Annotated in this window: 16 protein-coding genes; 13 read left to right on the top strand and 3 right to left on the bottom strand. The window is 41.9% G+C overall.

The features are described from left to right. Window positions 1-55: 55 nt before the first annotated feature. The gene (locus PSV17_RS00905) at window positions 56-1,201 is read left to right on the top strand and encodes a class I SAM-dependent RNA methyltransferase (protein ID WP_300478593.1); all 1,146 of its coding nucleotides are present in this window, start codon (window positions 56-58) and stop codon (window positions 1,199-1,201) included. Window positions 1,202-1,324: 123 nt separating this feature from the next. Further along, the gene (locus tag PSV17_RS00900) at window positions 1,325-1,678 is read left to right on the top strand and encodes a nucleotide pyrophosphohydrolase (RefSeq protein WP_300478591.1); all 354 of its coding nucleotides are present in this window, start codon (window positions 1,325-1,327) and stop codon (window positions 1,676-1,678) included. Window positions 1,679-1,766: 88 nt separating this feature from the next. On the opposite strand, the gene tpx is transcribed toward PSV17_RS00900, so the two are convergent. After that, window positions 1,767-2,270 (bottom strand): thiol peroxidase, encoded by a 504-nt coding sequence (gene tpx / locus PSV17_RS00895; RefSeq protein WP_300478590.1) that lies wholly within the window; start codon window positions 2,268-2,270, stop codon window positions 1,767-1,769. A 149-nt stretch (window positions 2,271-2,419) separates the two neighbouring features. Beyond that, window positions 2,420-3,571: an FIST N-terminal domain-containing protein gene (locus tag PSV17_RS00890; protein WP_300478588.1), complete on the bottom strand. Its 1,152-nt coding sequence runs from the start codon at window positions 3,569-3,571 to the stop codon at window positions 2,420-2,422. Window positions 3,572-3,903: 332 nt separating this feature from the next. Between PSV17_RS00890 and PSV17_RS00885 the strand changes: the two genes are divergently transcribed. The 8 genes from PSV17_RS00885 to tilS all read left to right on the top strand — a co-directional run bounded on the left by PSV17_RS00885 (window position 3,904) and on the right by tilS (window position 18,446). Beyond that, window positions 3,904-4,341 (top strand): response regulator, encoded by a 438-nt coding sequence (locus PSV17_RS00885; protein ID WP_300479035.1) that lies wholly within the window; start codon window positions 3,904-3,906, stop codon window positions 4,339-4,341. 2 nt (window positions 4,342-4,343) lie between these two features. After that, window positions 4,344-4,709: a response regulator gene (locus tag PSV17_RS00880; protein WP_300478585.1), complete on the top strand. Its 366-nt coding sequence runs from the start codon at window positions 4,344-4,346 to the stop codon at window positions 4,707-4,709. Between the two features lie 46 nt (window positions 4,710-4,755). Beyond that, entirely contained in the window at window positions 4,756-5,289 is a 534-nt protein-coding gene (locus tag PSV17_RS00875) for a chemotaxis protein CheW (RefSeq protein ID WP_300478582.1), read from the top strand. A gap of 74 nt (window positions 5,290-5,363) precedes the next feature. Continuing rightward, the gene (locus PSV17_RS00870) at window positions 5,364-7,124 is read left to right on the top strand and encodes a methyl-accepting chemotaxis protein (RefSeq protein WP_300478579.1); all 1,761 of its coding nucleotides are present in this window, start codon (window positions 5,364-5,366) and stop codon (window positions 7,122-7,124) included. 107 nt (window positions 7,125-7,231) lie between these two features. After that, the gene (locus PSV17_RS00865) at window positions 7,232-12,346 is read left to right on the top strand and encodes an Hpt domain-containing protein (RefSeq protein ID WP_300478577.1); all 5,115 of its coding nucleotides are present in this window, start codon (window positions 7,232-7,234) and stop codon (window positions 12,344-12,346) included. A 112-nt stretch (window positions 12,347-12,458) separates the two neighbouring features. After that, a complete protein-coding gene (gene dnaE, locus PSV17_RS00860; RefSeq protein WP_300478575.1) occupies window positions 12,459-15,968 on the top strand; it encodes a DNA polymerase III subunit alpha in 3,510 nt (1,169 codons plus the stop codon). A gap of 167 nt (window positions 15,969-16,135) precedes the next feature. Next, window positions 16,136-17,107: an acetyl-CoA carboxylase carboxyltransferase subunit alpha gene (locus tag PSV17_RS00855; protein WP_300478573.1), complete on the top strand. Its 972-nt coding sequence runs from the start codon at window positions 16,136-16,138 to the stop codon at window positions 17,105-17,107. Beyond that, entirely contained in the window at window positions 17,076-18,446 is a 1,371-nt protein-coding gene (gene tilS, locus PSV17_RS00850; RefSeq protein ID WP_300478570.1) for a tRNA lysidine(34) synthetase TilS, read from the top strand. Before PSV17_RS00855 ends, tilS begins: the two co-directional genes overlap by 32 nt. Window positions 18,447-18,461: 15 nt before the next feature. Here the strand turns inward: tilS and PSV17_RS00845 are convergent, their stop codons facing one another. Beyond that, the gene (locus PSV17_RS00845; protein WP_366910263.1) at window positions 18,462-19,103 is read right to left on the bottom strand and encodes an arylesterase; all 642 of its coding nucleotides are present in this window, start codon (window positions 19,101-19,103) and stop codon (window positions 18,462-18,464) included. Window positions 19,104-19,168: 65 nt separating this feature from the next. Here PSV17_RS00845 and PSV17_RS00840 point away from each other — a divergent pair, with 65 nt between their 5' ends. From PSV17_RS00840 to PSV17_RS00830, 3 genes are all read left to right on the top strand, one after another. Next, window positions 19,169-19,894, top strand: coding sequence for an ATP-binding cassette domain-containing protein (locus PSV17_RS00840; RefSeq protein ID WP_300478566.1), 726 nt, complete (start codon window positions 19,169-19,171; stop codon window positions 19,892-19,894). Then, window positions 19,891-22,398, top strand: coding sequence for an FtsX-like permease family protein (locus PSV17_RS00835; RefSeq protein ID WP_300478563.1), 2,508 nt, complete (start codon window positions 19,891-19,893; stop codon window positions 22,396-22,398). Before PSV17_RS00840 ends, PSV17_RS00835 begins: the two co-directional genes overlap by 4 nt. Before the next feature lie 205 nt (window positions 22,399-22,603). Next, window positions 22,604-25,003: a TonB-dependent receptor gene (locus PSV17_RS00830; protein WP_300478561.1), complete on the top strand. Its 2,400-nt coding sequence runs from the start codon at window positions 22,604-22,606 to the stop codon at window positions 25,001-25,003. Window positions 25,004-25,009: the final 6 nt, after the last annotated feature.

The following is a 25,009-nucleotide window of genomic DNA, read 5'->3' as shown; positions in this document are numbered from 1 at the left end:
ATCAAAGGCAAACAAACAAGCAGTATTTAAACACTTTAATTTAAGAATATTTATTATGATACCCAATCGTTATTTCGCCACCTGCCCACGTGGTTTAGAGCAATTACTTGCAGATGAACTGCAAGAAGTGAAAGCAAAATCCATCAAGCTCACTGACGGCGGCGTGAGTTTTGATGGTGACTGGGCGGTCTGTTATGCAGCAAATTTACATTCGCGCATAGCTACACGTATTTTGTGGCAAGTTGCACGTGGTAAGTATTTGAACGAAGAAGATTTGTTTGAGGGCGCATACAAGCTTAATTGGCCACTATGGTTTGATGTGAAAAATGACTTTATGGTAAAAGTCACGGGCGTGAAATGTCCGCTTAAGAGTTTGGAATTTGCCACCTTAAAAATCAAAGATGCGGTATGTGATAAGTTTAGAATGGCAGTAGGAAGCCGTCCGTACATTGATACCAAAACGCCTGCGGTACGTATTCATGCCTATTTAGCGGCTGACGAATATCAATTCTATTTAGACACTTCTGGTGCGGCTTTGTATCAGCGCGGCAACCGTGGTGCAAGTATTGAAGCGCCTTTGCGTGAGAACTTAGCAGCTGGTATTTTAAAATTATCTGGCTGGCAAGTGGGGCAGCCTTTGTTGGACCCAATGTGCGGTAGCGGTACATTTTTACTAGAGGCCGCGATGATTGCGTTAGACATGGCGCCAGGTTACAAAAGGAGTTTCGGTTTTGAAAAACTGAATACTTTTGTACCCGAGGTTTGGAGTAAGATTAAAAACCAAGCCCTGAGTAAAGTAAAAAAAGTAAGTTTCCAAAAAATCTATGGCTCAGATATTGATTTACGCGCGGTGCGCATTAGCAAGAAAAACTTAGAAGATGCGGGTTTGTTAGAAGCGGTTCAGTTGTCGCATGTGGATATGATTGCCATTGTTCCGCCAGCCGATAGCGGTGTGTTGGTGGCAAATCCTCCTTATGGAGTTCGTATCGGCGAAGGCGATGATTTGGCGCTGCTTTATCCAAAAATGGGCGAAGTGTTAAAACGTAAATTTGCCGGCTGGAATACTTACTTCTTAACCAATGACTTAACCATGCCTAAAGTGATGCGATTAACACCAAGTAAACGTACACCATTATTTAACGGCTCTTTAGAGTGTCGACTGTTCGAAATTAAGATGGTGGCGGGCAGTAACCGTAAGTAGAATTAACTTTGCCACCAATAGAAATGTTTGTTGTAGGAGCGACTTTTAGTCGCGATAGCGATATTGCAATCGCGACTAAAAGTCGCTCCTACATTTGGCATCAGATGATTAATAGGAGTGTTCATGACTGATTCACTGGATAATTTACGCGACAAGATTGATCAATTTGTCACCGAGCGTGATTGGGCGCAGTTTCATACGCCAAAGAATCTAGCAATGGCGATGATTGTTGAAGCCGCGGAATTAGTTGAGCAGTTTCAATGGGATACGCCTCAAGAAAGTCAACAGTTAACGCCCGAAAAGCGGGAGGCTGTTAGTCATGAGCTGGCTGATACTTTTGTTTATTTACTAAGAATTGCTGAAGTTTTAAAGATTGATTTAATTGAGGCTGCGAATGCTAAAATTGAACTGAACGCAAAAAAGTATCCAGTAGAAAAGTCGCGAGGCAGTAACGCTAGATATACGGAGTATTTATAACAGGCTAATAAAAATGCCCTGTAACCTTTTTAACTAAAGGCTTACAGGGTAGTTGATTAAATACTTTTTAGTATTTAATGGTTAAGAATTACAAGCTAGCTAATGCCGCATCATAGTCAGGCTCATCAGCAATTTCTGCCACCAATTGACTATGTAACACCTTATTATTCTCGTCTAACACTACAACTGCACGTGTTGTTAAGCCTGCTAAGCTGCTATCTAAAATTTGCACACCGTAATCTTTTGCAAATTTTGCAGTATCACGGAATGTAGATAAATTCACTACGTTTTCAACACCTTCAGCGCCGCAGAAACGGCTTTGGGCGAAAGGCAAGTCAGCTGAAATGCACAGTACAACTGTATTGTTTATGCTGCCCGCTTTTTGATTGAAAGTTCGCACTGAACTTGCGCATGTTGGAGTATCAATACTTGGAAATATGTTTAGCACCTTACGTTTACCAGTGAATGCATCAAGACCAACCATATTGCGTTTTGCATCAGCAAGTTGAAAATCTGGGGCTGTTTGGCCTTTTTGTGGAAAATTACCGCCAATTGAAACGGCTCCGCCTTTTAAAGTGACTGAATTTGTCATAATGATTTTCCTCTTTTTGTGGGTTTTGAATAGAAATGCTAGACCCGCTATCATAAAACAAAAATGCCCAGTTTGCACTGAGCGTTTAATAATTATTGCTGCTTAATCCCTTGTTTTAATAGGGTCTTTTTAATTTGTAAGCAGTATAGTTAAGCGAATAAATCTTCACTTAGATAACCAATTGTCATCGTTTGGTTATGCAATACACTATCGCTAGTGTCTGGGCGAGGTGCAAATTCGCCATAAGAATAGAAACCTGTAATCGCCGTTTGGGAGCCCAAAATCTGCTTGACCAGTTTCACTTCGTCAACTACTAATTCCGCCATTACACCTTTACGGCCCACACAGCTCACACAAATGGCTAAGCCTGTTTGATTGGTACTGGCTTGGTTGGTGACTAAATGTGCAGCATCACCTGCGCCTTCAACTAATCTGTCATGAGTAGCTTGGCAGAACCGCACGGTTTCACCTTCATCTACGTTACCCGCGAAAGTTAAGCTATTTTTAGCACTGTCGATAGCTAATAAGGTGCGAATTTTCTCAATATCGCGTTTACCTTCTTCAATAATGGCAAAAGGAAAATTCAAGCCGCTGCCAGGTAAACCTTTTGCTGTATGTGCCCCTATGTACATATTGTAGAGAGGCAGGGCGGGTTTGCCATCAAGCTCTAAAACCACGTTCTTTTCAGATCTGGTCACTTTACGCGGTGGGCCATATGGTTTCCAGCCTCTACCTACGCCTGTTGCCGCCACTAAATTTTTGCCATATAAACCAACAGCAATGACTAGGCCGTTAGAAATAGTCTCATTGAAAATTTGCACAGTTTGACTGAAATTAAAACCATCTCCAGCCATGCCGCCCATCAGTGGAGTGTCGCCCAGCACGCTTTTAAAACCTTCTAAAAGCTCTGAACCGTTTACGTTTAATCCGTCGGAATAAACTAATACCGCTTTTAAGTCGTCAGATTTAAGTTGGCGTGCTAAATCCACCGCAGTTTCATAGGAGTTTTGCATGCTTGTCATTTTGGTATGCGTCACGCGCTGTATAGTTTTCTCCCACAATACAGCGGTAATTTGCAAGCTGTCATCAAAAACGCCGTCAGCTGATATTTCGCCAGAGGTTGAGCAACCAATAATTTGTGCTGCAGGATAGCGGTTTTTTAATATGCTATCTAACTTCGAGTCGCCAAAGCGTTTTACTGAGCCAAATACCAATACTAAGTTTGCCATAGGCAGAGGTGAGGCTGCAGGCAGATCTTTTAATGTCATTTTAGCTGTCAAAGATTCTTGTTTTACTATCATGCTCATCCCTTAAGTTTTAGTTACACATCAAACCCTAAGTACCGGTAAGGGTACTTTTAATATAGTTGTTATAATTTGTAACATTTGTTAACAAATTATTATATGCTACCCATATCGGAAATGTAATAATTTTTATTGATAGATTTGTTTTTAATCAAATTTAGATAATACCTATATAAGTTAATATATTGCATATGTTTTTTAAACCTATTGCTTATTAGATGATTCTGTATATACAATGGGAAATAATTAGCGCAATAGCATGGTCAAATTTGAGTATTGCGCATGAATAGGGGAGCTTGCTGGTGAGCCAAAAAAAGCCAAGTCAAGAAATGACAGGTAAAGAATTGCAACAAAAACTGACTATAGAGCAGTTATCGGCAATTAAAGTAATGGTCATTGATGACAGCAATACGATACGTCGTAGTGCTGAAATATTTCTCAAAAACTCAGGATGCTCAGTCATTTTGGCCGAAGATGGGTTTGATGCATTAGCCAAAATTTCAAACGAACACCCAGATATTATTTTTGTTGACATCATGATGCCTAGGCTCGATGGCTACCAAACCTGTTCGCTTATCAAAAGAAATGCACGTTACAAAAGCACCCCCGTCATCATGCTTTCAAGCAAGGACGGCTTATTCGATCGCGCGCGCGGTCGCATGGTAGGTTCTGATCAATACCTTACTAAGCCTTTCACACAAGAAACGTTATTAGAAGCAGTGCAGACTTATGCTTCAATTAGTAGAGCAAACTCACAAGAGGAATAAATATGGCAATTCAAACAATTTTAGTCGTTGATGACTCAGCTACAGATAGATTCTTTTTAACCGAGTTATTAGAAACTGCAGGTTACACCGTAATTGGTGCGGAAAGTGGTGAGGAGTGTTTAACTAAAGTAGCTGTTAAACATCCAGATTTGATTTTGTGTGATGTAGTGATGCCTGGTCTAACAGGCTTTCAAGTGACGCGAACATTGACTAAAGATGCAGCGACTGCACATATTCCAGTGATTCTTTGCACAGGTAAATCACAGGCAACAGATTTAGCTTGGGCTTTAAAGATGGGTGCCAAAGCTTGTGTAACAAAGCCAGTAGTGAGTGCTGATTTGTTATCGTTAATTAAAACTTTAGAATAAAAGCAGTTTTTATAATCCGTTTTACTGATAAGTTGACCTCATAGCTATGGCTAAAACCTCTAATCTACGAGAATTTCAAGAAGCAATTCTTTTACGGCTTAAAGAAGCAACCGCAAAAGGTGGGGCTGTTTCAACCTCACGTTTAGGCGTTATGGTAGGTACTAAAAGAGTGCTCATTAATTTGCATGAGGTTAGCGAGGTTTTACCTTTGCCACCTATGCAGCAGGTTCCACTAACATTACCTTGGTTTTTGGGCGTAGCTAACGTGCGAGGTAACTTGTACAACATTACTGATTTAGCACAATTTATGGGCTTGCCTCCGACTCCAAAGTCTAGCAATAACCGCATCGTGCTTATCAATTCAGAAGTGACAACACAGGTCGCCGTAGTGATAGATAGCTTGGTGGGATTACGTAGTGTAGAAGCAATGATGCTCAAGCCTGTAGCAAAAAAAAATAAGAATAAAGACATGTTTTTGAGTCAAAATTCGTACGAAGATATTGATAAAAACGAATGGTTCGAGCTAAATGTTGAAGCATTAGTACAGGATAAGGCATTTATTCAGCCAACTATAAGTTAGCAGTAGTTTAGTAAATATTAAAGCATGATGATTATTTTTATAAAGCAGAATAATTCTGTGAATTGGGGTTGAAAATGGCATTAAATCTTGCGGTAGTAAAAAATCTGCCTTTACAAATAGGTGATTTATTTAATAAATTAAAAAATAAAACTGCTAGTTCTGGTGCGTCAAGCACCAGTAATATGTCTGGCAGTTTCCGACAATTATATCTGCAAATTGTTGCCTTTATATTGTTTGCTGCTTTGAGCTTCTGGGTGATTAACCAAGTTCGTGTGAATGGACCTGTTTACAATAGCTTGAAACAGTATCAGGATTTGACCGCGGATGCGTTACCACCACCACTTTACCCAGTGGATGCATTTGCGTTCTATAACCAAGCTTATGTAGCCTCAACAAACTTTAATAATGATAAACGTGATAAGGCGATTGCGAATGCGGCTAAGTTTGAAGCCTTATTTAAAGAACGTGCTGATTACTGGCAAAAAAATATTACAAATGAAAAACTGCAAGGTTCTTTAACTGCAACAGTTAAAGCTGGAGAAGCCTTCTTCCAAGTAGCACATACGCGTTTTATACCTGCTTTACCATTAGGCACTGTAGCTGCATCAGCCCCGTTATCAGATTTAACAATTGCTTTTGAGGCTGCTCAGCAAACTGCTAATAACTTTACTAACGAAGTGCATAGTGAAAATCTAGCATTGGTAGAGTCTCAAAGTAGCTTTATTAGGCTGGTATTGTTCTTGTTGTTAATAATCGGCTTGGTTATCGTACTTTTGATGTACTTCTTTGGTAAAAAACAAGTAGCTCAATCATCTGGCTTGACGGATCAGTTAGCAAAAGAAGGCCAGGACAACCAAGCGGCCGTTTTGCAGCTGCTTGACGAGATGGGTGATTTAGCGGATGGAGATTTAACCGTAAAAGCGCAAGTACGAGATAGTATTACAGGGGCGATTGCCGACTCTATTAATTACACGATTGATAGTTTGAGAGATTTGGTTACAGAGATTAACCGTGCGACGGAGCAGGTGACTTCTGCGACCTCTGTAGCGCAAGATACATCATCACAATTGTTGACGGCAGCAGAAACGCAATCAGATCAAATTATGCAAACAACCGATGCCGTTACTGATATGACCCGCTCTATTCTGCAAGTTTCTAGTAATGCGGCCCAAGCCTCACAAGTGGCGCAGCGCTCATTAGAAGCGGCTTCGCAAGGCTCACAAGCGGTACAGAATACAATTTCTGGAATGAACGAAATTCGTACACAAATTCAAGAGACTTCAAAGCGTATTAAACGTTTGGGTGAAAGCTCACAAGAAATTAGTGAGATTGTGGAGTTGATTACCGATATTACTGAACAGACCAACATTTTAGCGTTGAATGCAGCGATTCAAGCGGCATCTGCTGGTGAAGCGGGACGAGGTTTTACGGTGGTTGCGGAGGAGGTTCAACGCTTGGCTGAACGCTCATCTGAGGCGACTAAACAAATTAGTGCAATTGTGAAAACCATTCAAACAGATACGCATGGCGCAGTGGTTGCGATGGAGAAAAGTACCGAGGGTGTAGTTGAAGGGGCGCGAGTTGCCGATGCTGCGGGTCAGGCACTGACGGAAATTGAAACCGTTACTAATAATTTGGCGCGATTAATTCAGTCAATTTCTACTGCAACAAATGCCCAAACTGAATCAGCGACTATGGTTGCAAATAATATGCAGTTGATTCAAGAAATTACTACACAAACAACAGAAGGTACGCAATTGACTGCAGATTCTGTAGGTCAGCTGACATCACTTGCGGAAGAATTACGTTCTTCCGTAGCTGGATTTAAGCTTTAAACATTACGGCATTTATAAAAGCACCTATCCACTTAGCTGTGAAATTTAGAGCAATGGAATATAAGTAAACTCCATGAGAATGACGCAAAAAAAAATCGGGGCAAACAATGGCTGAAACATTTGATATTGGCCCATTGTCATGGGTAAAAGATGAGATTGATCAGTCACTTAAAAAAGTGCATGATAGTTTCATTCTAGTGATGGAAAAACCTAACGAAGTGGCCACACTACGTTTTACAACCGCCCATTTATATCAAGTGAGTGGCGCTTTGGATATGGTCGGTCTTCAAGGTTGTAAACGTTATTGTTCTGAAATTGAAAAGCTCACCAGTAAATTAGAAAAGCTACAGGTGCAAGTCAGTCCGCCTGTAATGACAGCACTTATACAAGCTGTTGATGCGCTTTCCAGATATTTACAAGACTTGCTAAATGGTATGCAAGATACGCCAACAAGGCTTTACGAAAGTTTAAATCCACTTGTAGAACTGCAAGGCGAGTCTTTAGATATTAGTGATTTGTTCTATCCTGATACTAGCTATAACGCACCTAAGGACTTGGCTAGCAACCCGATTGAGGAGTCTGCAATTCCCATTTTCATCTCGGAGCAGCGTCCAGTTTTCCAAAAAGCATTATTGGATTGGCTTCGAAATAAAGATCCTGTCTCGCTCAACCAGATGCGCTTGGCTATATTAAATGTGCAGCAAGTACAACAAAAAAATGCGTTAAAAACACTTTGGTGGATAGCAACAGCATTTACTGATGCCTTGGCTCAAGTTCCTGTCGCCGAACAAGCGGGTGCAAGAAAGTTGTGTAGCAGGTTAGATCAGCAGCTGCGCAATATGTCATTAGGTGATTTGAAAGCACCTTCACAGTTATTGCGTAATTTGCTTTATTACGTGGCGGTTAGTGATAACAGCAGCGATGAAATTGACCGTGTAAAAAAACTATTTGAGTTAGACGAGTTTTTGCCAGCAAATGATAGACATGGTGCGACGACTGCAACCGCAGCGGAGGGTGCCGCACTAGCTCAGCTTAGTGCAGATTTACCTATCCTAAAAGATTTATGGACAAGTGTTAGCACAAGTAACTCTGTTATGGATTTTGATAGCTTTGCCGATAAACTTAACCATCTGTCAATGGTGTTGCTCAGTCTGAATAATCAAAAAGTACTCAAACTCATTAACGCAATTCAAGCAACGGTAAAGGCATTACAAACTGATAAAGTTAAAATCAATGAAAGCGCATTGATTGAAGTGGCTGCCTCACTTAATTTGCTTGAATATATAGGTGAGTATTATCAGCAACTGGATGCTGAGGCTGATCAAAAAATTACCACGCAGACCTCGCGTTTACAATCTATTATTGAAGGTAAAACGCTTGCACCAGCCGTAGATGCTTTTGCAAGCGAACATTTAGATGCAAATGTGACCCAAGCAGTTGCAAAACAAATTATTAGTGAATTACAACGTGCTGAAAAGGCCTTCGATACCTATTTTAGAAACCCCGAGAATGTAGCTGTTCTAGACGAAACTACAAAACCTTTGCAGCAAGTTGCAGCTGCTTTCGATATGCTAGAAATGCCAGTACCAAAAACAATCGCGCAATTAGCATCAGTTTATGTTGAGCATTTCAAAGTTCACTCTGACGGTGCTAGCAGTCATTCCCAATTTGAGTTGGTAGCGGAAAGTTTGAGTATGTTGGGGCTATATGCGGAAGAACTACCTAATATTAGGGCTGAGTCTGAATCTGCTTTATCTAGCGCTTTAATGCGATTAGAGCAAGGCGCAAAAGCACTGAATGTTCTAGTAGAAAACAGTGATCAAGCCGAAAGTGAATTGCCTGCAGGTGATGTGCTCGAAATTTCAGATACTGCTCACTTATCAACTGAAATGGCTGTTGTCGATTTAGAGGCTAATGTAAATAAAGCAGTAACAGACAAAGCGGTCGATGAAGAACTTCAAGATATATTCTTAACTGAAGCTGAAGAAGTATTGGCAAGCTTGGCGCAACATCTACAAACTTTACGCGTTAATCCAACTGAAAGCGAAGCTTTGATTGAAGTGCGTCGCGCTTATCATACACTTAAGGGTAGTGGTCGCACTGTCGGCTTGCTTGGTATCAGTGATGTAGCTTGGGCAGTTGAAAAGTTACTCAATTTAGTCATGGAACGCAAAGCTTTTCCTTCGGTGAAGCAACTGGCATTTGTGGAGAATGTCAGCGCAGACTTTGCTGGCTGGGTAGCAGAGTTACAGGAAAATCAAACCGTTACGTTAGATCCTACCCCGTTTCAACAACGAGCAACCGAACTTGAATCAGAGTTCGAACATGATTTAGCTGTAAACAAGCCTAAGCCGCAAAAAGAAGAGGTTCTCATCGGCGGTACAAGAACATTAAGCAAGGCGTTCTTTAATATTTTCTTAGCTGAAGCACAGCAACATCTTGAAACTTTAGTTGATGCTCAGAAAGCATTAGTGGTCAATTCAACAGAGTTACCTACGGATGATAGCTGCCGTGCTGCACATACCTTAGGTAGCAATGCGCTCACTGCAGGTTTTAATCCAACAGGAGATTTAGCTCGAGCTTTAGAGCGTTGGTTAGATGAACATACAAGTATATGGACTGAACAACATATTACCTTATATGGCAATGTAGTTAAGGCTTTGGCTGATGGTTTGAAAAAGGCAAAAGCGCTTAAAAATCCAAAGTCAGCTCGTGCCTTAATTCTTGCCTTAAGCGAATCAACCGCGGCAATGCAAGCAATTGCAACTCAGCAAGCCGAAGCAGCAGTACTAGAGCATCAAACGGATGCAATCGGGCAATCGGCTCAAAATCTCAATACTTATGAAAATTTAGCAACAGATGGAGTTCAGCTGGATGAAGAAATTAATGAAGCAACCATTGAGATTATACCAACTGCGATTGATGAAAATGAAATAGCTGAAGCAATACAAGAGGTTAAGGAACAAGCTGAAGCTACTCCATTGTTATTGAATAGTGCAGTGTTGGCTGATATCCCAGTGAATAAACTTAAAGAATTGGCTGTAGATCAAGAATTGCTTGGTTTGTTTGTTGAAGAAGCGCGTGAACTAGTGCCGCAAGTTGGCAGAGATTTACGTGGCTGGCGAGCAAATCCACATGAGGCCGAATATCCAGATTCTCTACAACGTGCTTTGCATACCTTAAAAGGTAGTGCGCGTATGGCTGGACAAAGTAATATTGGCGACAGCGTACACAAAATGGAAGATCGCGTGATTCACGCCCTACGTCATAAAGCCACTGCTGATGACTTTGATGAAATGTTTGTCGAGTTCGATCATATTGGCTACATGCTAGAAGATATTACTGGTGGTGCAAAAGTTTCTATTCAAGATATAGAAGTGGCGGCTACAGCAACTGTGCCAACGCGCTCAGCTGAGCGTAAGTCACAATTCTTACGGATGCGTGCTGACGTGCTGGATAGATTAATTAACGAGGCTGGTGAAGTTTCAATTATGCGCTCTCGAATGGATCGAGAGATGCAAAGCTTCAAGCAGTCTTCGTCGGACTTAACTGATAGCATCAGCAGAATGCGTGCTTATTTACGCGAGTTAGAAATTGAAGCTGAAACACAGATGCAATCTCGTATGAGCTTATTGCAAGAGGCTAATGAGACATTCGACCCATTAGAGTTTGACCGATTCACACGCTTGCAAGAACTCACCCGTATGATGGCCGAGAGCGTTAACGACGTTGCAACCATTCAGCATGGATTAGTGCTAAATCTAGACCAAACGGATGCGGCTTTGCAGCAGCAAAACCGTATGAATCGTGAATTGCAACAAGGCTTGATGGGTGTTCGTATGTTGCCATTCGCCACCATATCGGAACGCTTGCAACGTATTGTTCGACAAACTGCAAGAGAGTTGAATAAACGTGTTGAAATGGAGATTCAAGGTGAGAATATTGAGCTGGATCGCGGCGTTCTAGACAAAATGGGCGCTCCCTTAGAGCATTTGTTACGTAATGCAGTTGCGCACGGTCTGGAGTCTACAGATGAGCGTAAGAAGCTTGGTAAACCAGAGGCTGGTCAAATCAAGTTAAAAGTCAGCTTAGAAAATGATGAAATCACACTGATTGTGACTGATGATGGCGGGGGCATTAATCTTGCCAAAGTAAAACAAAAAGCCATTGAAAGAGGATTGTTAAGCGTAGACCAAGAAGTATCAGATCAAGCATTAATGGCGGTTATTTTTGAGCCAGGATTCTCAACAGCTGACAGCATCTCCCAGATTGCAGGACGTGGCGTTGGTTTAGATGCGGTACGTAGTGATATTGCTGCGTTGAGTGGTCGTATTGATGTGAGTAATGTGACTGGTATGGGCGCAATGTTTAATATCTACTTGCCCGTTACACTATCAGTGGCACAAGTGATTATGGCGCGCGTGGGTAATAAGATGTTTGCGATTCCATCTGTGATGGTAGAACAAGTGCAAAAGCTCAAGCAAGCCGATTTGCTGAGTGCCTACCAAGCGCACAATGTAAGCTGGGCTGGTAGAGATTATCCTTTACATTATTTATCCAAGTTAATTGGTGATGTTGACCATGTAGCACAGCAACATACTTATACCCCCGTCGTTTTATTACGTAGTGGTACTTATCGGACTGCGTTACACGTAGACGAAATTATCGGCAACCAAGAGGTTGTGATGAAACAGATTGGCACGCAGCTTGCGCGCGTACCAGGTATGATTGGCGCCACAGTATTGGGTGATGGGGTTATTGTCTTGGTGATTAACCCAGTGCAACTAGCTAATCGTGAAGCGCTTTCAATTGGCGCCATTAAGGTAACGACGTTTGCGCCAGTTGCTGAGGTGGTGAAGAAGGTCGCCTTGGTAGTAGATGATTCACTTACTATGCGTAAAGTGCTTTCTCGCGTACTTGAGCGTGAAGACTTTGAGGTGATTACCGCCAATGATGGTATGGATGCGATTCAAAAACTTCAACTTATCACACCTGATATTATTTTGACGGATATTGAGATGCCTCGCATGGATGGTTTTGAGTTTTCTCGTCATGTGCGTGATAACGAAATGACTGCCAATATTCCATTAATCGTCATCAGTTCACGCACTGCTGAAAAACACAGAAATGTCGCCAAAGAGTTGGGCGTGAATGCGTTCTTGGGCAAACCAGTGCAAGACGAAGAACTCATTGAGCAGGTAAAAGTTTTGCTTAACAAATAAAAACTATCTACATTATTGTCAAGGACAATAATGTAGATAGTTCAAACTTTTTGTCACAAATCTCACTAAGTTTTATTCTCTAAAGCTTCCTCAATAAGGTAAAATTTACCTTATGTTGCAAACCAGTCAAACAGATTTAAAAAAGCCTACATTCGTCCATTTACGCTGCCATAGTGAGTACTCCATTATCGATGGCATTGTGCGAATTGATGACTATGTAAAGCAGGCCTTGAACGATAAAATGCCAGCGCTGGCATTAACCGACTTAAGCAATTTATTTGGCGCTATTAAATTTTATAAAGCCGCCAGAGGCAAAGGTATTAAGCCTATTTTAGGCTGCGATATTTGGTTGGAAAACACGGCTAATCGTGACCAGCCAACACGTTTATTGCTGTTATGTCAGTCACATGCAGGCTATTTATTGTTATGCCAACTACTTAGCCGCGCATATCTGAGTAATCAATATCGAGGACGTGCAGAATTCAAGCGTGAATGGTTCGTTGAATGCGGTACAGATGGGCTCATTGTGCTCTCTGGCGCATTGGCTGGTGACGTGGGTCAAGCATGCACGCAAGATAATTTAGCGTTAGCGACTAAGCTTGCTCAAGCTTGGGAAAATTTATTTCCAAACCGGTTTTATTTAGAAGTACAGCGCACCGCTAGTATTTCAGAAAATAGCACTTCAGAGAATAATGCTCTGCAACATCTGCAAGAGCATTATATTCAGCAAGTGCGTTCAATTGCCCATAGTCTAAACCTGCCCATCGTTGCTACGCATCCCATACAATTTATCACGCCAGATGATTTTAGAGCCCACGAAGCGCGCACCTGTATTTCTGAGGGTTATGTATTAGCGGATACTCGTCGCCCTAAAAACTTTACTACCGAGCAATATTTTAAACCTCAAGCAGATATGGCGGCGTTGTTTGACGATATGCCTGAAGCGCTGGCTAATAGTGTAGAAATTGCCAAACGCTGTAACTTAATGCTCACTTTAGGTAAAAATTATTTACCTAACTTTCCAACGCCAAATAATGAAAGTTTAAATGATTTTCTTATAGAAGAAGCGCGTAGAGGCTTGGCGCAAAGATTAGAGGTACTTTATCCAAATGAAGAAGTACGTGCCGCGAAAAAACCTGACTATGACGCACGTTTAGACTTTGAAACTCAAGTCATTAACCAAATGGGTTTTGCGGGCTACTTCTTAATTGTGGCCGATTTTATTCAGTGGGCTAAAGGTAACGGTGTGCCAGTTGGTCCAGGGCGTGGTTCTGGTGCTGGCTCTGTGGTTGCCTATAGTTTAAAAATTACTGACTTAGATCCATTAGAGTACAATTTACTATTCGAACGATTTCTAAATCCAGACCGCGTTTCGATGCCCGACTTCGATATTGACTTCTGTCAAGAAGGTCGAGATCGCGTCATTGATTACGTGAAACAAAAATATGGTTTAGATGCCGTTTCACAAATCGCCACTTTCGGTACCATGGCGGCAAAGGCCGTGATTCGCGATGTGGGTCGGGTGCTGGATTTGCCATTCTATTTTGTGGATGGTATCAGTAAGCTTATTCCGCTTGAGTTGGGTATTACCTTGTCCGATGCTTTGGTAAAGGAGCCGCAATTAGCTGAGCGTCGTGAAACTGAAGAAGAACTGAAAGAGCTGCTAGAACTGGCATTGCGACTAGAAGGTTTGGTGCGTAATATCGGTATGCATGCGGGTGGTGTGTTGATTTCACCAGGAAAAATTTCCGATTTCTCGCCCGTTTATTGCCAGGCAGATGGCGCAAGTTTAGTCAGCCAATATGATAAAGATGATGTTGAAGCAGTAGGGTTAGTTAAGTTCGACTTTTTGGGCTTACGTACATTAACCATTTTGGAACTGGCTTTAGTCAACGCCAATAAACAGCGTGCCGCTGAGGGCTTAGCGCCATTATCATTCGAAACCTTACCGCTAAATGATAAGCCTACATTCCAGCTATTAAAAACCGCCAATACCACTGCGGTGTTCCAGCTAGAGTCCAAGGGTATGAAGGATATGCTTAAACAAGCGATGCCTGATTGCTTTGAAGATATTATCGCGCTGGTGGCATTGTATCGACCTGGTCCTATGGATTTGATTCCAGATTTCTGTCGACGCAAGCATGGTAAGCAGCGTGTGGAGTACCCGCATCCGCTGACTGAGCCTATCTTAAAAGAGACTTATGGTATCGCTGTTTATCAAGAACAAGTGATGCAGATTGCGCAAGTGGTCGCGGGCTACAGCCTTGGTGGCGCCGATTTGCTTCGCCGTGCGATGGGTAAGAAAAAGCAAGAAGAAATGGATGCGCAGCGCAAAACCTTTACGGAGGGCGCGGTTAAAAATAACATGACGGAGCGACAAGCTACTGAATTGTTTGACTTGCTCGAAAAGTTTGCGGGTTACGGATTTAATAAATCTCACGCCGCCGCCTATGCACTGGTTGCTTATCAAACCGCCTATTTGAAGGCGCATTATCCAGCAGCCTTTTTAGCTTCAACCATGTCTGCGGATATGAACAATACGGATAGTGTGCGTATTTTCTATGAAGATTGCGCGCCGAATCAGGTGGAAATATTGTCGCCAGATGTGAATCAAAGTGAGTTTAAATTTACACCTATTAGCAAAAACCAAGTGCTTTATGGTTTGGGCGCAGTTAAAGGCACCGGGCAAGCGGCGATTGAAGTGATTTTGCAAGCTCGACGTAAAGATGGGCCATTTAAAGACCTTTTCGATTTCTGTAATCGCCTAGACTTGCGCAAAGTAAATCGCCGAGTAGTGGAATCATTAATTCGCGCTGGCGCATTTGATAAACTTTCGCCTAGCCGAAATGCATTATTAGCAGGCGTTGCCATGGCTATGGCCGCGGCAGAACAAAATAGCGCCAATAGTAACCAGAATAGTTTATTTGGCGAAGTTGCAGATAAAGCAGCGAATATTTTACCTACGGTGCCAGATTGGACTGAGCAACAACGCTTGCAAGAAGAAAAAGCAGCCTTGGGTTTTTATTTCAGTGGGCATCCTTATTGGGCGTACCAAAAAGATTTAAGTCAGTTTATTTCGACGACGTTGGCAAATTTAGCACCTAAAGAGCATCCGCAATTATTAGCAGGAATCGTTTCAGGTGTGCGTATTCGCATGACTGGACGTGGCAAAATGGCGATTGTGGGCTTAGATGACGGTACTACGCGACTAGAGGTAGTAGTGGGTAGTGAGTTACTTAATCAGCAACAGGCTTTATTAAAAGATGACCAACTTATCATCATAGAAGGCCGTGTTAGTAATGATGAATTCTCTGGCGGCGTAAGAGTTAACGCAAGAAAGATTTTCGATTTACCTACGTTAAGAAATAGCAAAGCTAGCTTTTTGAAAATATCTTGCAATGGACAAGCTGATGCGGTGAAACTAAAAGCCTTGCTGAAACCTTATTGTAAAAGTGCTTCTGATGAAGTGCGAGGTTGCGCGGTAAAAGTTGAATATCACAATAAAACCAGCAAAGTAGAGTTGATGCTTGGCAATGACTGGCGAGTGGATTTGCATGATGAATTGATTGCAGGATTAACTGCGTGGTTGAGTCGAGAAAACGTAAAAATCCTATATAATTAGACATTCATCAATGCATTCGAATTAATACTGCGTTGTTGGGTCTTGCCGTACTAGTTGTACTGTCTACGAAACTCAACAACACTATCTGAATAAGCGCCTTGTCTTAATGCGAATGCATTGATGAATATAGTCTTTAAGAAATAAGTTACGATTATTGAGTTAAATATATGAAAATAAGTTATTTAGATTTTGAACAACCTATCGCAGAACTTGAAGCCAGAATTGAAGGTTTACAGTCAGCGCACGATGACAATGATGCTTTGGATATTTCTAAAGAGCTTATTGCATTAGAAAAGAAAAATAAAAAATTATCTGAAGATATTTATGGTAATTTAACTGCATGGCAAATTTCGCAGTTGGCGCGTCATCCACAACGTCCTTACACTTTAGACTATATCAAGGCTTTATTTACTGACTTTGAAGAGCTGCATGGCGATAGAGCTTATGCAGACGATCCTGCGATTGTAGGCGGTTTGGCAAAATTTGAAGGTCAGCCCGTGATGGTGATTGGTCACCAAAAAGGTCGGGATGTAAAAGAGCGCCAATACCGTAACTTTGGTATGCCTCGCCCTGAAGGTTACCGTAAAGCGCTACGCTTATTCCGCTTGGCTGAAAAATTCCATATTCCTATCATTACCTTGATTGATACTCCTGGCGCTTATCCTGGTATTGGTGCCGAAGAGCGCGGCCAATCAGAAGCGATTGCACGTAATCTTTATGTGATGGCTGAGCTTGAAACACCTATTATCGGTGTAATTATTGGCGAAGGTGGCTCTGGTGGTGCGTTGGCTTTAGGTGTGGTCGACCAATTGTTAATGTTGCAATATGGTACTTACTCGGTTATTTCACCTGAAGGGTGTGCTTCTATTCTGTATAAGAGTGCAGATAAAGCTTCCATTGCTGCAGAGTCTTTGGCTATAACCGCAACGCGTCTTAAAGCATTAGGTTTGATAGACCGTATAGTGGCTGAACCATTAGGCGGCTCACATCGTGCGCCAGAAGTGGTGATGGAAACTTTACGTGTTGCACTAAAAGAAGAGCTCGCCAAATTAAAGCCAAAATCAATTAAGACTTTACTGGTTAGCCGTTATGAGCGCTTAATGGGCTATGGCAAATACAAAGAAGTCGCTGAAAAATAGCAAGAAAGTTACAGCTCTTGTAACTCATCCTTTACTTTCACAACTCAATCAATTTCTAGGTCGCCACTTAAAGCCCAATCAGCGCCTGTTGTTGGCGTTAAGTGGCGGCTTAGATTCTACAGTGCTGTTGCATTTGCTTGTTGCAGCGAAACAATCTAACTCTTTCGAGTTGCATGCCATGCATGTGCATCATGGTTTAAGCCAAAATGCCGATGCTTGGGCGGACTTCTGCACGCAACAATGTGAGCTTTTGAATGTGCCAATTGAAGTTGTATATGTTCAGCTCGATCCAAGTTCTAAACTTGGCATAGAGGCAGCTGCTAGGCAGTTGCGCTATGAGGCGTTGTTTGATTGTAAGCTTAATGAAATTGCACTAGATTTTATCGTCACAGCGCATCATCAAGATGACCAAGCTGAAACGTTGCTTTTACAAATGTTTAGAGGCGCTGGTGTAAAAGGCATGGCCTCTATGGCGGCAATAGATGAAGCTAGGCGCTTAATGCGTCCCTTGCTTGATGTGTCGCGCCAAACGTTGCAGGATTATGCGGAGCAGCATAATATTTCGTGGTGTAACGATGAGAGCAACGAGAATACCCAATACGAGCGCAATTTTGTGCGGCATGGTATCCTCCCCATTCTGGCGAATCGTTATCCTTCAGTTAAATCAGTGCTTGCACGAACGGCCTCACACTTGGCTGAAGCGAATGAATTGCTGGATAGTTTAGCGAGAATTGACGCTGTTAATTTATTGCAAAACAACAGCCTATGTTTGCAAGGTTTAACCAGCTTAGACCTTCCGCGCGCCAAAAATCTACTACGCTGGTGGTTTGCACAAAACCAACTCTCCATGCCAACCTCTGAGCATTTGAATGAAATTATTTTGCAGTTATTCAATGCTAAGGCTGATGCCAATATCAATATCCAGTTACAACACTTAAGTTTAAAGCGCTATCAACAACGCGCTTATTTATGCGCTGAACGTGTAGTCGAGACGTTTGATATGACTTGGAATGGGGAGTCGCATTTAGACTTACCCAATGGCGGTCAGTTACATTTTAAGCAAGTGATAGGCTCAGGCCTGGCGCTAAAGCATGGCATGACTAAGCTGAGAATCACAAATCGGGATGGCGGTGAGCGCTTTAAGCCAGATGTACTAAGGCCAACTAGAACGCTTAAACATCTACTGCAAGAAGCCAATATTCCACCTTGGCAGCGTGAGTATTTACCCCTTATATATTGGCATGATACTTTAGCCTTAGTGCCAAATATTGGCATAACGCATGAGCTGCGAGCTGGCGAAGGTGAACTTGGAATAGATATTATTTGGCAAGATATTTAGGTCTGAACCACGTAATCATCGTTTAAGTAATGGCTTAAGCTTTGGCCAAATATTATCAAGAATAATCGGCTGCCCTGACACATTCGGATGCAAACCATCGTCTTGAATTAGTTTTGGTTGGGCTGCAACATTTTCTAGCAAAAATGGCACTAACGAAACTTTATGTTGCAGGCTTAAATCAGGGTATGTGTTGCTGAAAGCCTCTGTATATTTAGGACCATAGTTAGGCGGTATTTTCATGCCGATTAACAGTATTTTTGCATTGGCTTTCTTGCTTTGTGTAATCATGGTATCAAGGTTCTCAGTCATGTCTTTTACGGGTAAACCGCGTAAACCGTCGTTAGCACCGAGCTCTATAATAATGATATTGGGTTGTACTTTTGAAAGCGCTGTTTCTAATCTAGTTAAACCGCCGCTTGTGGTTTCTCCGCTAATGCTGGCATTAATCACATCGTATTGATAATGCTGATCTGCCAACTTTTTTTGTAAGAGTGCTACCCAACCTTGAGATTTCGCAATTCCGTATGCGGCAGATAAGCTATCGCCATAAACTAAAATTTTAGGATTAGCGGCGTTTGCCTGTGAAATGGATGCAACGAAACTGAAACTCAGTAGACTAATGCAAAGTAACTTTCGTAACCATAATTTAGATTGCACTGGTTTTGATTGTTTAAGTTTAGAATTTAGCTTTTTTAAAATTAATAATAAGTGGAAAAACATTGATGCAACAACCTCCTGCTATGCAAACAAAAATAAGCCAAGCGACAATAATCCAAGCACAAAATTTAACATATGAATTCGTTAGTCATGATAACCATATTCAGGTTTTACGGGATTTAAATTTATCTATTTTTAATGGCGAGCAAATTGCCATTATCGGTAGCTCAGGTTCTGGTAAATCTACCTTACTCAGCTTGCTTGCAGGGTTGGACATTCCAAGTAGTGGTAGCGTTCAAATTCAAAACAATCCATTTAGTGGTTTAGATGAAGACGGCAGAGCAGCAGTACGTGCCAAAAGTATGGGGTTTATATTCCAGTCATTCCAGTTGCTACCATCACTCACAGCTTTAGAAAATGTCATGTTGCCATTGCAATTGAAAGGCCAAGCTAACGCAAAAGAGCTGAGCCTTGAGGCCTTAGCTAAAGTAGGTTTGAGCGCGCGCGTGCAACATTACCCGAAGCAGCTTTCAGGTGGCGAGCAACAGCGCGTGGCTATTGCGCGTGCCTTTGCCACTCAACCAGCCATTTTGTTTGCAGATGAGCCTACCGGGAATTTGGATAACTCAACAGGACAGATCATCATTGAGCTGTTATTCAAAATGAATATGGAGGCGGGTACAACTTTGGTTTTAGTCACCCATGATGTGCATTTGGCAAACCGATGCCAGCGTCAACTAAAGCTTGAAAATGGTGTGTTAACTGAGCAAACAGATTTGGCTACAGCATGAGTTTAAGTATTAGGTTGGCTTGGACACAAACGCTCAGCTTGTGGCGTTCTGGCGCATTGAGGGTGCTGGTTTTTTCCTTAGTTTTAGCAGTAACAGCTATTTCCGCGATTGGCTTCTTTACGCAACGCGTAGAGACTGCCTTAAATCAGCAAGGAGGCTTATTGCTAGGTGGCGATATTGCTGTGATTGCAGATCATGCTATACCCGATGCGTTGTTAATTAGCGCAGAAAAACAAGGCATAGAAACCGCTAAAACTTATGAGTTTTCTAGCATGGTGGTGTTTGGTGAAGGCAGTCAACTCGCGGAAATCAAGGCGGTTGAACAAGCCTTTCCATTGAGGGGTGATTTAACTTTAGGCAAACATGTCACTGATGTAGGCGTAGTAGTTAAAACCTCTCCTAAGCAGGGTGAGGTTTGGATCGAACCCAGACTTGCAAACTTACTGAATATTAAGGTGGGTGATGATGTTGAAGTAGGTGAGCGCAAGTTGCTTATCAGTGCAATATTGGTACGCGAGCCATCCCGTGGTGGAGACATGTTTGGCTTTGCTCCGCGCCTAATGATGAATGCCGCTGATTTGCCTTCCACCAAGTTGATTCAGTATGGCAGCCGAGTGAAATATCAGTTACTACTCGCTGCTAGCCCGCAAAAAATCAATCAATACAACGCACAAAACAAGTCTTCATTAAGCCGAGGCGAGAAAATACAAGATGTGCGAAATGCGCGCCCTGAAATTAAATCCGCTTTAGACAAGGCGCAACAATTTTTAGGCTTATCCGCTATGGTCAGCGTGATTTTAGCCATGGTCGCCATGTTGCTTTCCAGCTTGCCTTACATCAAACAAAGTTTAGATACCTTTGCCTTAATGCGTTGTTTTGGCGCTTCAAAAAGTACGGTGTTGCAAGTGTTAGCCATACAAACCATTTTAATTGCATTTTTTAGTGCTTTGTTGGGCGTGTTACTTGGGTTCATAGCGCAGTTTGGTTTGGCAACATTAGCGGGTAGCTTGTTTTTAGAGTCACTTCCACCAGCTTCTAGCTCCCCTGTGTTTATAGGTTTAGCAGCTAGTATTGCCATGATGTTTGCAGTGGTGTTGCCGCATGCTTGGCAAATGCGAAACTTAACAGCTATGAATATTTTACGCCGCGAAACGCTGGCTCAACCAATTTCAGCACAAGCTAAGTTTCTACCTGCAGCATTAGTGATGTGTGCGATGATTTTTTGGCAAGCACGTGATGTTAAATTAGCAGCTTCGACGATGGTCGCTTTAGCATTGCTGTGCATAGCGATTGTTGGTTTTTCTTATGTGTTGGTTACTTTGGCGAACCGTTTGTTCATGTTGTCGCCGAAAAGTCAGGTGCTGAACGATATGAAGCTTGGGGTGCTAGGGCTTAAGCGCCGATTTGGATTATCTACGGTGCAGATGATAGGTTTCAGTATGGGCTTGATGGTGTTGATGTTGCTAGCTTTGATACGTGGAGATTTAATTCGCAACTGGCAGGCATCATTACCGATTGATGCGCCTAATCGCTTTATTATTAATATTCAGCCCAGCCAAATCGATGGCATTAAGCAGTTTTTTCTGAAACAGGAAATCAAAGGCGGAAGCATTTTTCCTATGGTGCGTGGTCGTTTGATTAGTAAAAACGGTAAAGAGATTAACGCAACACAATGGCAAGACGAACGTGCCAAACGCCTTGCTGAGCGTGAGTTTAATTTGTCTTGGACTGCCGAAATGCAAAGTGACAACCAATTGTTGTCAGGTCGCTGGTGGACGCCCGAAGAATACGGCAAACCTTATTTATCCATAGAGCAAGACTTGGCAAAAACCCTTGGTATTCAATTGGGCGATAAGCTAATCTTTGACGTAGCTGGAGATCAACTTACACTTACTGTCACTAGTCTAAGAAAAGTAGATTGGGACACGATGCGAGCTAACTTCTTTGCTGTTACACCGCCCGGCGTATTAGATAATTATTCTGCAAACTACATTAGCAGTTTTCACTTGCCCATTGGTACAGATGCGGCGATGAATCAACTGATACGAAACTACCCTAATTTGACGGTGATTGATGTTGCCGCACTTATGCAGCAAGTACGCGGCATTATGCAAAAAATGAGCAGTACCATAGAGTACGTCTTCGCTTTTAGCTTGCTTGCGGGTTTAGCGGTACTTTACGCAGCTCTAATCGCCACCCGAGAAGAACGTATTGCCGAAGCCACGCTGATGCGTGTATTCGGCGCATCTCGTCGCCAAGTGAGTATTGCTTACATTGCAGAGTTTGCTTGTATTGGCTTGGTGTCCGCGTTGATTGCGACTGTTGCCGCTAACCTGTTGGCTTACTATATCAACGCTCAGATATTAAATATTCCTTTTCAGTTTAATGCAACGCTTGCATTAGGCATCACCCTAATAGCTGCCTTCATTATCCCGCTTGCCGCTTGGCTTGGTTTACGTGGATTTTTGAATGTTCCAGCAAGACAGCTACTCAACAGTATTTAATAAATATGGTTGTATACAGCCAATAATTGGCCACAAATTGACCAATTATTGGCTGTATACAACCAGTTTTTATGTGTACAATTTTTATCTAACCTCAGGGCTAATCTTTACTATCTGATTATATTGATTATTTTATAAAATTAAGTTTGAGGAATGTATTTTGCTTATTCAATACGGCTGAAATACATCTAACTTAGGGGATCGCATGCAAATTTCATTACAACAAAAAAACATGACACCAAAATTAATATTGGTCGCAATTTTAGGGGCTTATGCCATGCCGCAAATGGCAATGGCGGAAAATAAAGCTGAAGTGATTGAACTGGGTAAAATTGAAGTGATTGGCACTACGCCATTAGCTGGAGTGGGTTTGCCTTTAGAGAAAATTCCATCTAACGTACAAACAGTGAAAGCTAAGGATTTGCAACAACAAAATAATCAGACAATTGCTGATTTTATGAACAATAACATGTTGGGAGTGAGCGTAAACGAAACCCAAAATAACCCATATCAACCAGATATTTTGTTTCATGGGTTCACGGCTTCTCCACTTTTGGGTACGCCACAAGGTCTTTCTGTATTTCAAGATGGTGTGCGAGTAAATGAGCCTTTTGGAGATGCTGTAAATTGGGATTTAATTCCAGTGAATGCAATTGCTGGCATGAACTTGATGCCAGGGTCTAATCCAGTATTTGGTTTAAACACTTTAGGCGGGGCGTTATCAGTACAAACAAAAAATGGCCGTACACACCAAGGTGGCGGCATTGAAGCAAGCTATGGTTCATGGGCGCGCAAAAATGTAGCAGCTGAATTTGGTGGCGTTTCTACTGATAACTCAGTAGATTATTTTATTTCTGGTAATTATTTTGACGAAAATGGCTGGCGCGACAGTTCGCCAACAGAAGTCAAACAAGTATTTGGTAAATTAGGCTGGCAAAATGATGCAACACGTGTGGAGTTAAGTTATACAGGTGCTGATAACGACATGATTGGTAATGGTTTAGTGCAAAAAGAGTTAATAGACCAGTTCGGTCGTGAAGCCATCAATACCAAACCTGACCAAACAAAAAATACACTTTCATTTTTCAATCTTAACGGTAGTCATTGGTTTAATGATGACGTACAGTTAACTGCAAATACTTATTATCGTAAATCAAAGCGCAACACTTTGAATGGCGATGTGAATGATGATTATGAGCTGGATGTTGATATTGCTGGAAATGATGCTGATTGTTTAGCCAACACTGGTGGCGATGCGGATGAATTTTGTAGTGGAGCGCTAAATCGGAGCAAAACAGACCAAAAAGGCTACGGTTTCAATACACAGCTGGCGTTCAATCAACCTTTAATGCAAAAGCAAAATCAATTCATTGTAGGCTTGGGCTATGATCAATCACGCATAAAATTTAATCAATCCTCTGAATTTGGAGTTATTAATAGCTCGCGTGGTGTCGATGGTACAGGTATTGAAAATACAGATGCTGAGGTAGACTTACTTGGTAAAACTCGTAGTTGGGGCTTGTTTGGGACAGATACATTGTCATTAAATAACTTGTGGCATTTAACCCTTTCAGGTCGCTACAATCATATTAATGTTAAAAATACCGACAAAATCAGTCCTAAGGGCTCGATTGAAGAAGTTTCACCTGGAGTATTTGAAGATGTCACGCTTTCAGGTAATCATACTTTCAGCCGCTTTAACCCCGCAGTAGGTTTGAGTTTTACCCCTACTAAAGATTTATCTGTATATGGATCTTATAATGAAGGCATGCGTGCACCAACTTCGATGGAGTTAGGCTGTGCAAATCCAAATGTGCCATGTAAATTGCCAAATGCAATGGCGGGTGACCCTCCACTGGAAAAAGTTGTTTCAAAAACTTTTGAATTAGGTGCCCGTGGTAATTTAATTTCAGACACTAAATGGTCAGCCTCTGTTTACCACACAGTTAATCATGACGATATCCAGTTTATCTCAACTAATGCTACCAATGGTATGGGTTATTTCGATAACGTAGGTAAGACCCGCCGTATGGGATTAGATGCAGGGCTTTCTGGTAATTTAGGTTTATTAAGTTGGAAGGCAGGCTATAGCTATTTACAAGCCACTTACGAAACGGGCCTAGAACTTACCAATGCGCTAAATTCAACTTCTGATGGCAATACAATCTTAGTGAAAAAAGGCGATCGCTTAGCAAACTTGCCTGAGCATGCGCTAAAATTGCGCATGCAATATCAAGCTACACCTAACTGGACAATTGGTAGCAATATCAATCTGTTCTCTGACGTTTATGTTCGTGGTAATGAAAATAACAATCATCGTGCGAATGATGGTGATCCAGACCACGTGCAAAATAGCGGAAAAATTGGCGGCTATACTATCGTGAATTTGGATACACGCTATAAATTTGGTAAAACTGGCTGGCAAGTATTTGCTAAGGCAATTAATATTTTTGATAAAGAATATGCCACAGGTGGTCAGTTTGGAGAAAACTGGATTGAAAATGGCGCATTTTCAGGTGGCGACGAACCATCTAAAATGGTAATGCCAGGCGCACCACGTGCAGGCTGGATTGGTGCACGTTATGAGTTTGGCGGCAAAAAATAACTTCTG

Source organism: Methylotenera sp., from assembly GCF_029946165.1.
Classification (GTDB): Bacteria; Pseudomonadota; Gammaproteobacteria; order Burkholderiales; family Methylophilaceae; genus Methylotenera.
The sequence above is the reverse complement of the archived record's forward strand: the minus strand, read 5'-3'. Positions and strand labels throughout refer to the sequence as shown.

Bases quoted from the DNA above. Each gene is read 5' to 3' on its own strand.
- PSV17_RS00905 (WP_300478593.1), top strand. From the start codon at position 56: ATGATACCCAATCGTTATTTCGCCACCTGCCCACGTGGTTTAGAGCAA.
- PSV17_RS00900 (WP_300478591.1), top strand. From the start codon at position 1,325: ATGACTGATTCACTGGATAATTTACGCGACAAGATTGATCAATTTGTC.
- tpx (WP_300478590.1), bottom strand. From the start codon at position 2,270: ATGACAAATTCAGTCACTTTAAAAGGCGGAGCCGTTTCAATTGGCGGT.
- PSV17_RS00890 (WP_300478588.1), bottom strand. From the start codon at position 3,571: ATGATAGTAAAACAAGAATCTTTGACAGCTAAAATGACATTAAAAGAT.
- PSV17_RS00885 (WP_300479035.1), top strand. From the start codon at position 3,904: ATGACAGGTAAAGAATTGCAACAAAAACTGACTATAGAGCAGTTATCG.
- PSV17_RS00880 (WP_300478585.1), top strand. From the start codon at position 4,344: ATGGCAATTCAAACAATTTTAGTCGTTGATGACTCAGCTACAGATAGA.
- PSV17_RS00875 (WP_300478582.1), top strand. From the start codon at position 4,756: ATGGCTAAAACCTCTAATCTACGAGAATTTCAAGAAGCAATTCTTTTA.
- PSV17_RS00870 (WP_300478579.1), top strand. From the start codon at position 5,364: ATGGCATTAAATCTTGCGGTAGTAAAAAATCTGCCTTTACAAATAGGT.
- PSV17_RS00865 (WP_300478577.1), top strand. From the start codon at position 7,232: ATGGCTGAAACATTTGATATTGGCCCATTGTCATGGGTAAAAGATGAG.
- dnaE (WP_300478575.1), top strand. From the start codon at position 12,459: ATGTTGCAAACCAGTCAAACAGATTTAAAAAAGCCTACATTCGTCCAT.
- PSV17_RS00855 (WP_300478573.1), top strand. From the start codon at position 16,136: ATGAAAATAAGTTATTTAGATTTTGAACAACCTATCGCAGAACTTGAA.
- tilS (WP_300478570.1), top strand. From the start codon at position 17,076: ATGGCAAATACAAAGAAGTCGCTGAAAAATAGCAAGAAAGTTACAGCT.
- PSV17_RS00840 (WP_300478566.1), top strand. From the start codon at position 19,169: ATGCAACAACCTCCTGCTATGCAAACAAAAATAAGCCAAGCGACAATA.
- PSV17_RS00835 (WP_300478563.1), top strand. From the start codon at position 19,891: ATGAGTTTAAGTATTAGGTTGGCTTGGACACAAACGCTCAGCTTGTGG.
- PSV17_RS00830 (WP_300478561.1), top strand. From the start codon at position 22,604: ATGCAAATTTCATTACAACAAAAAAACATGACACCAAAATTAATATTG.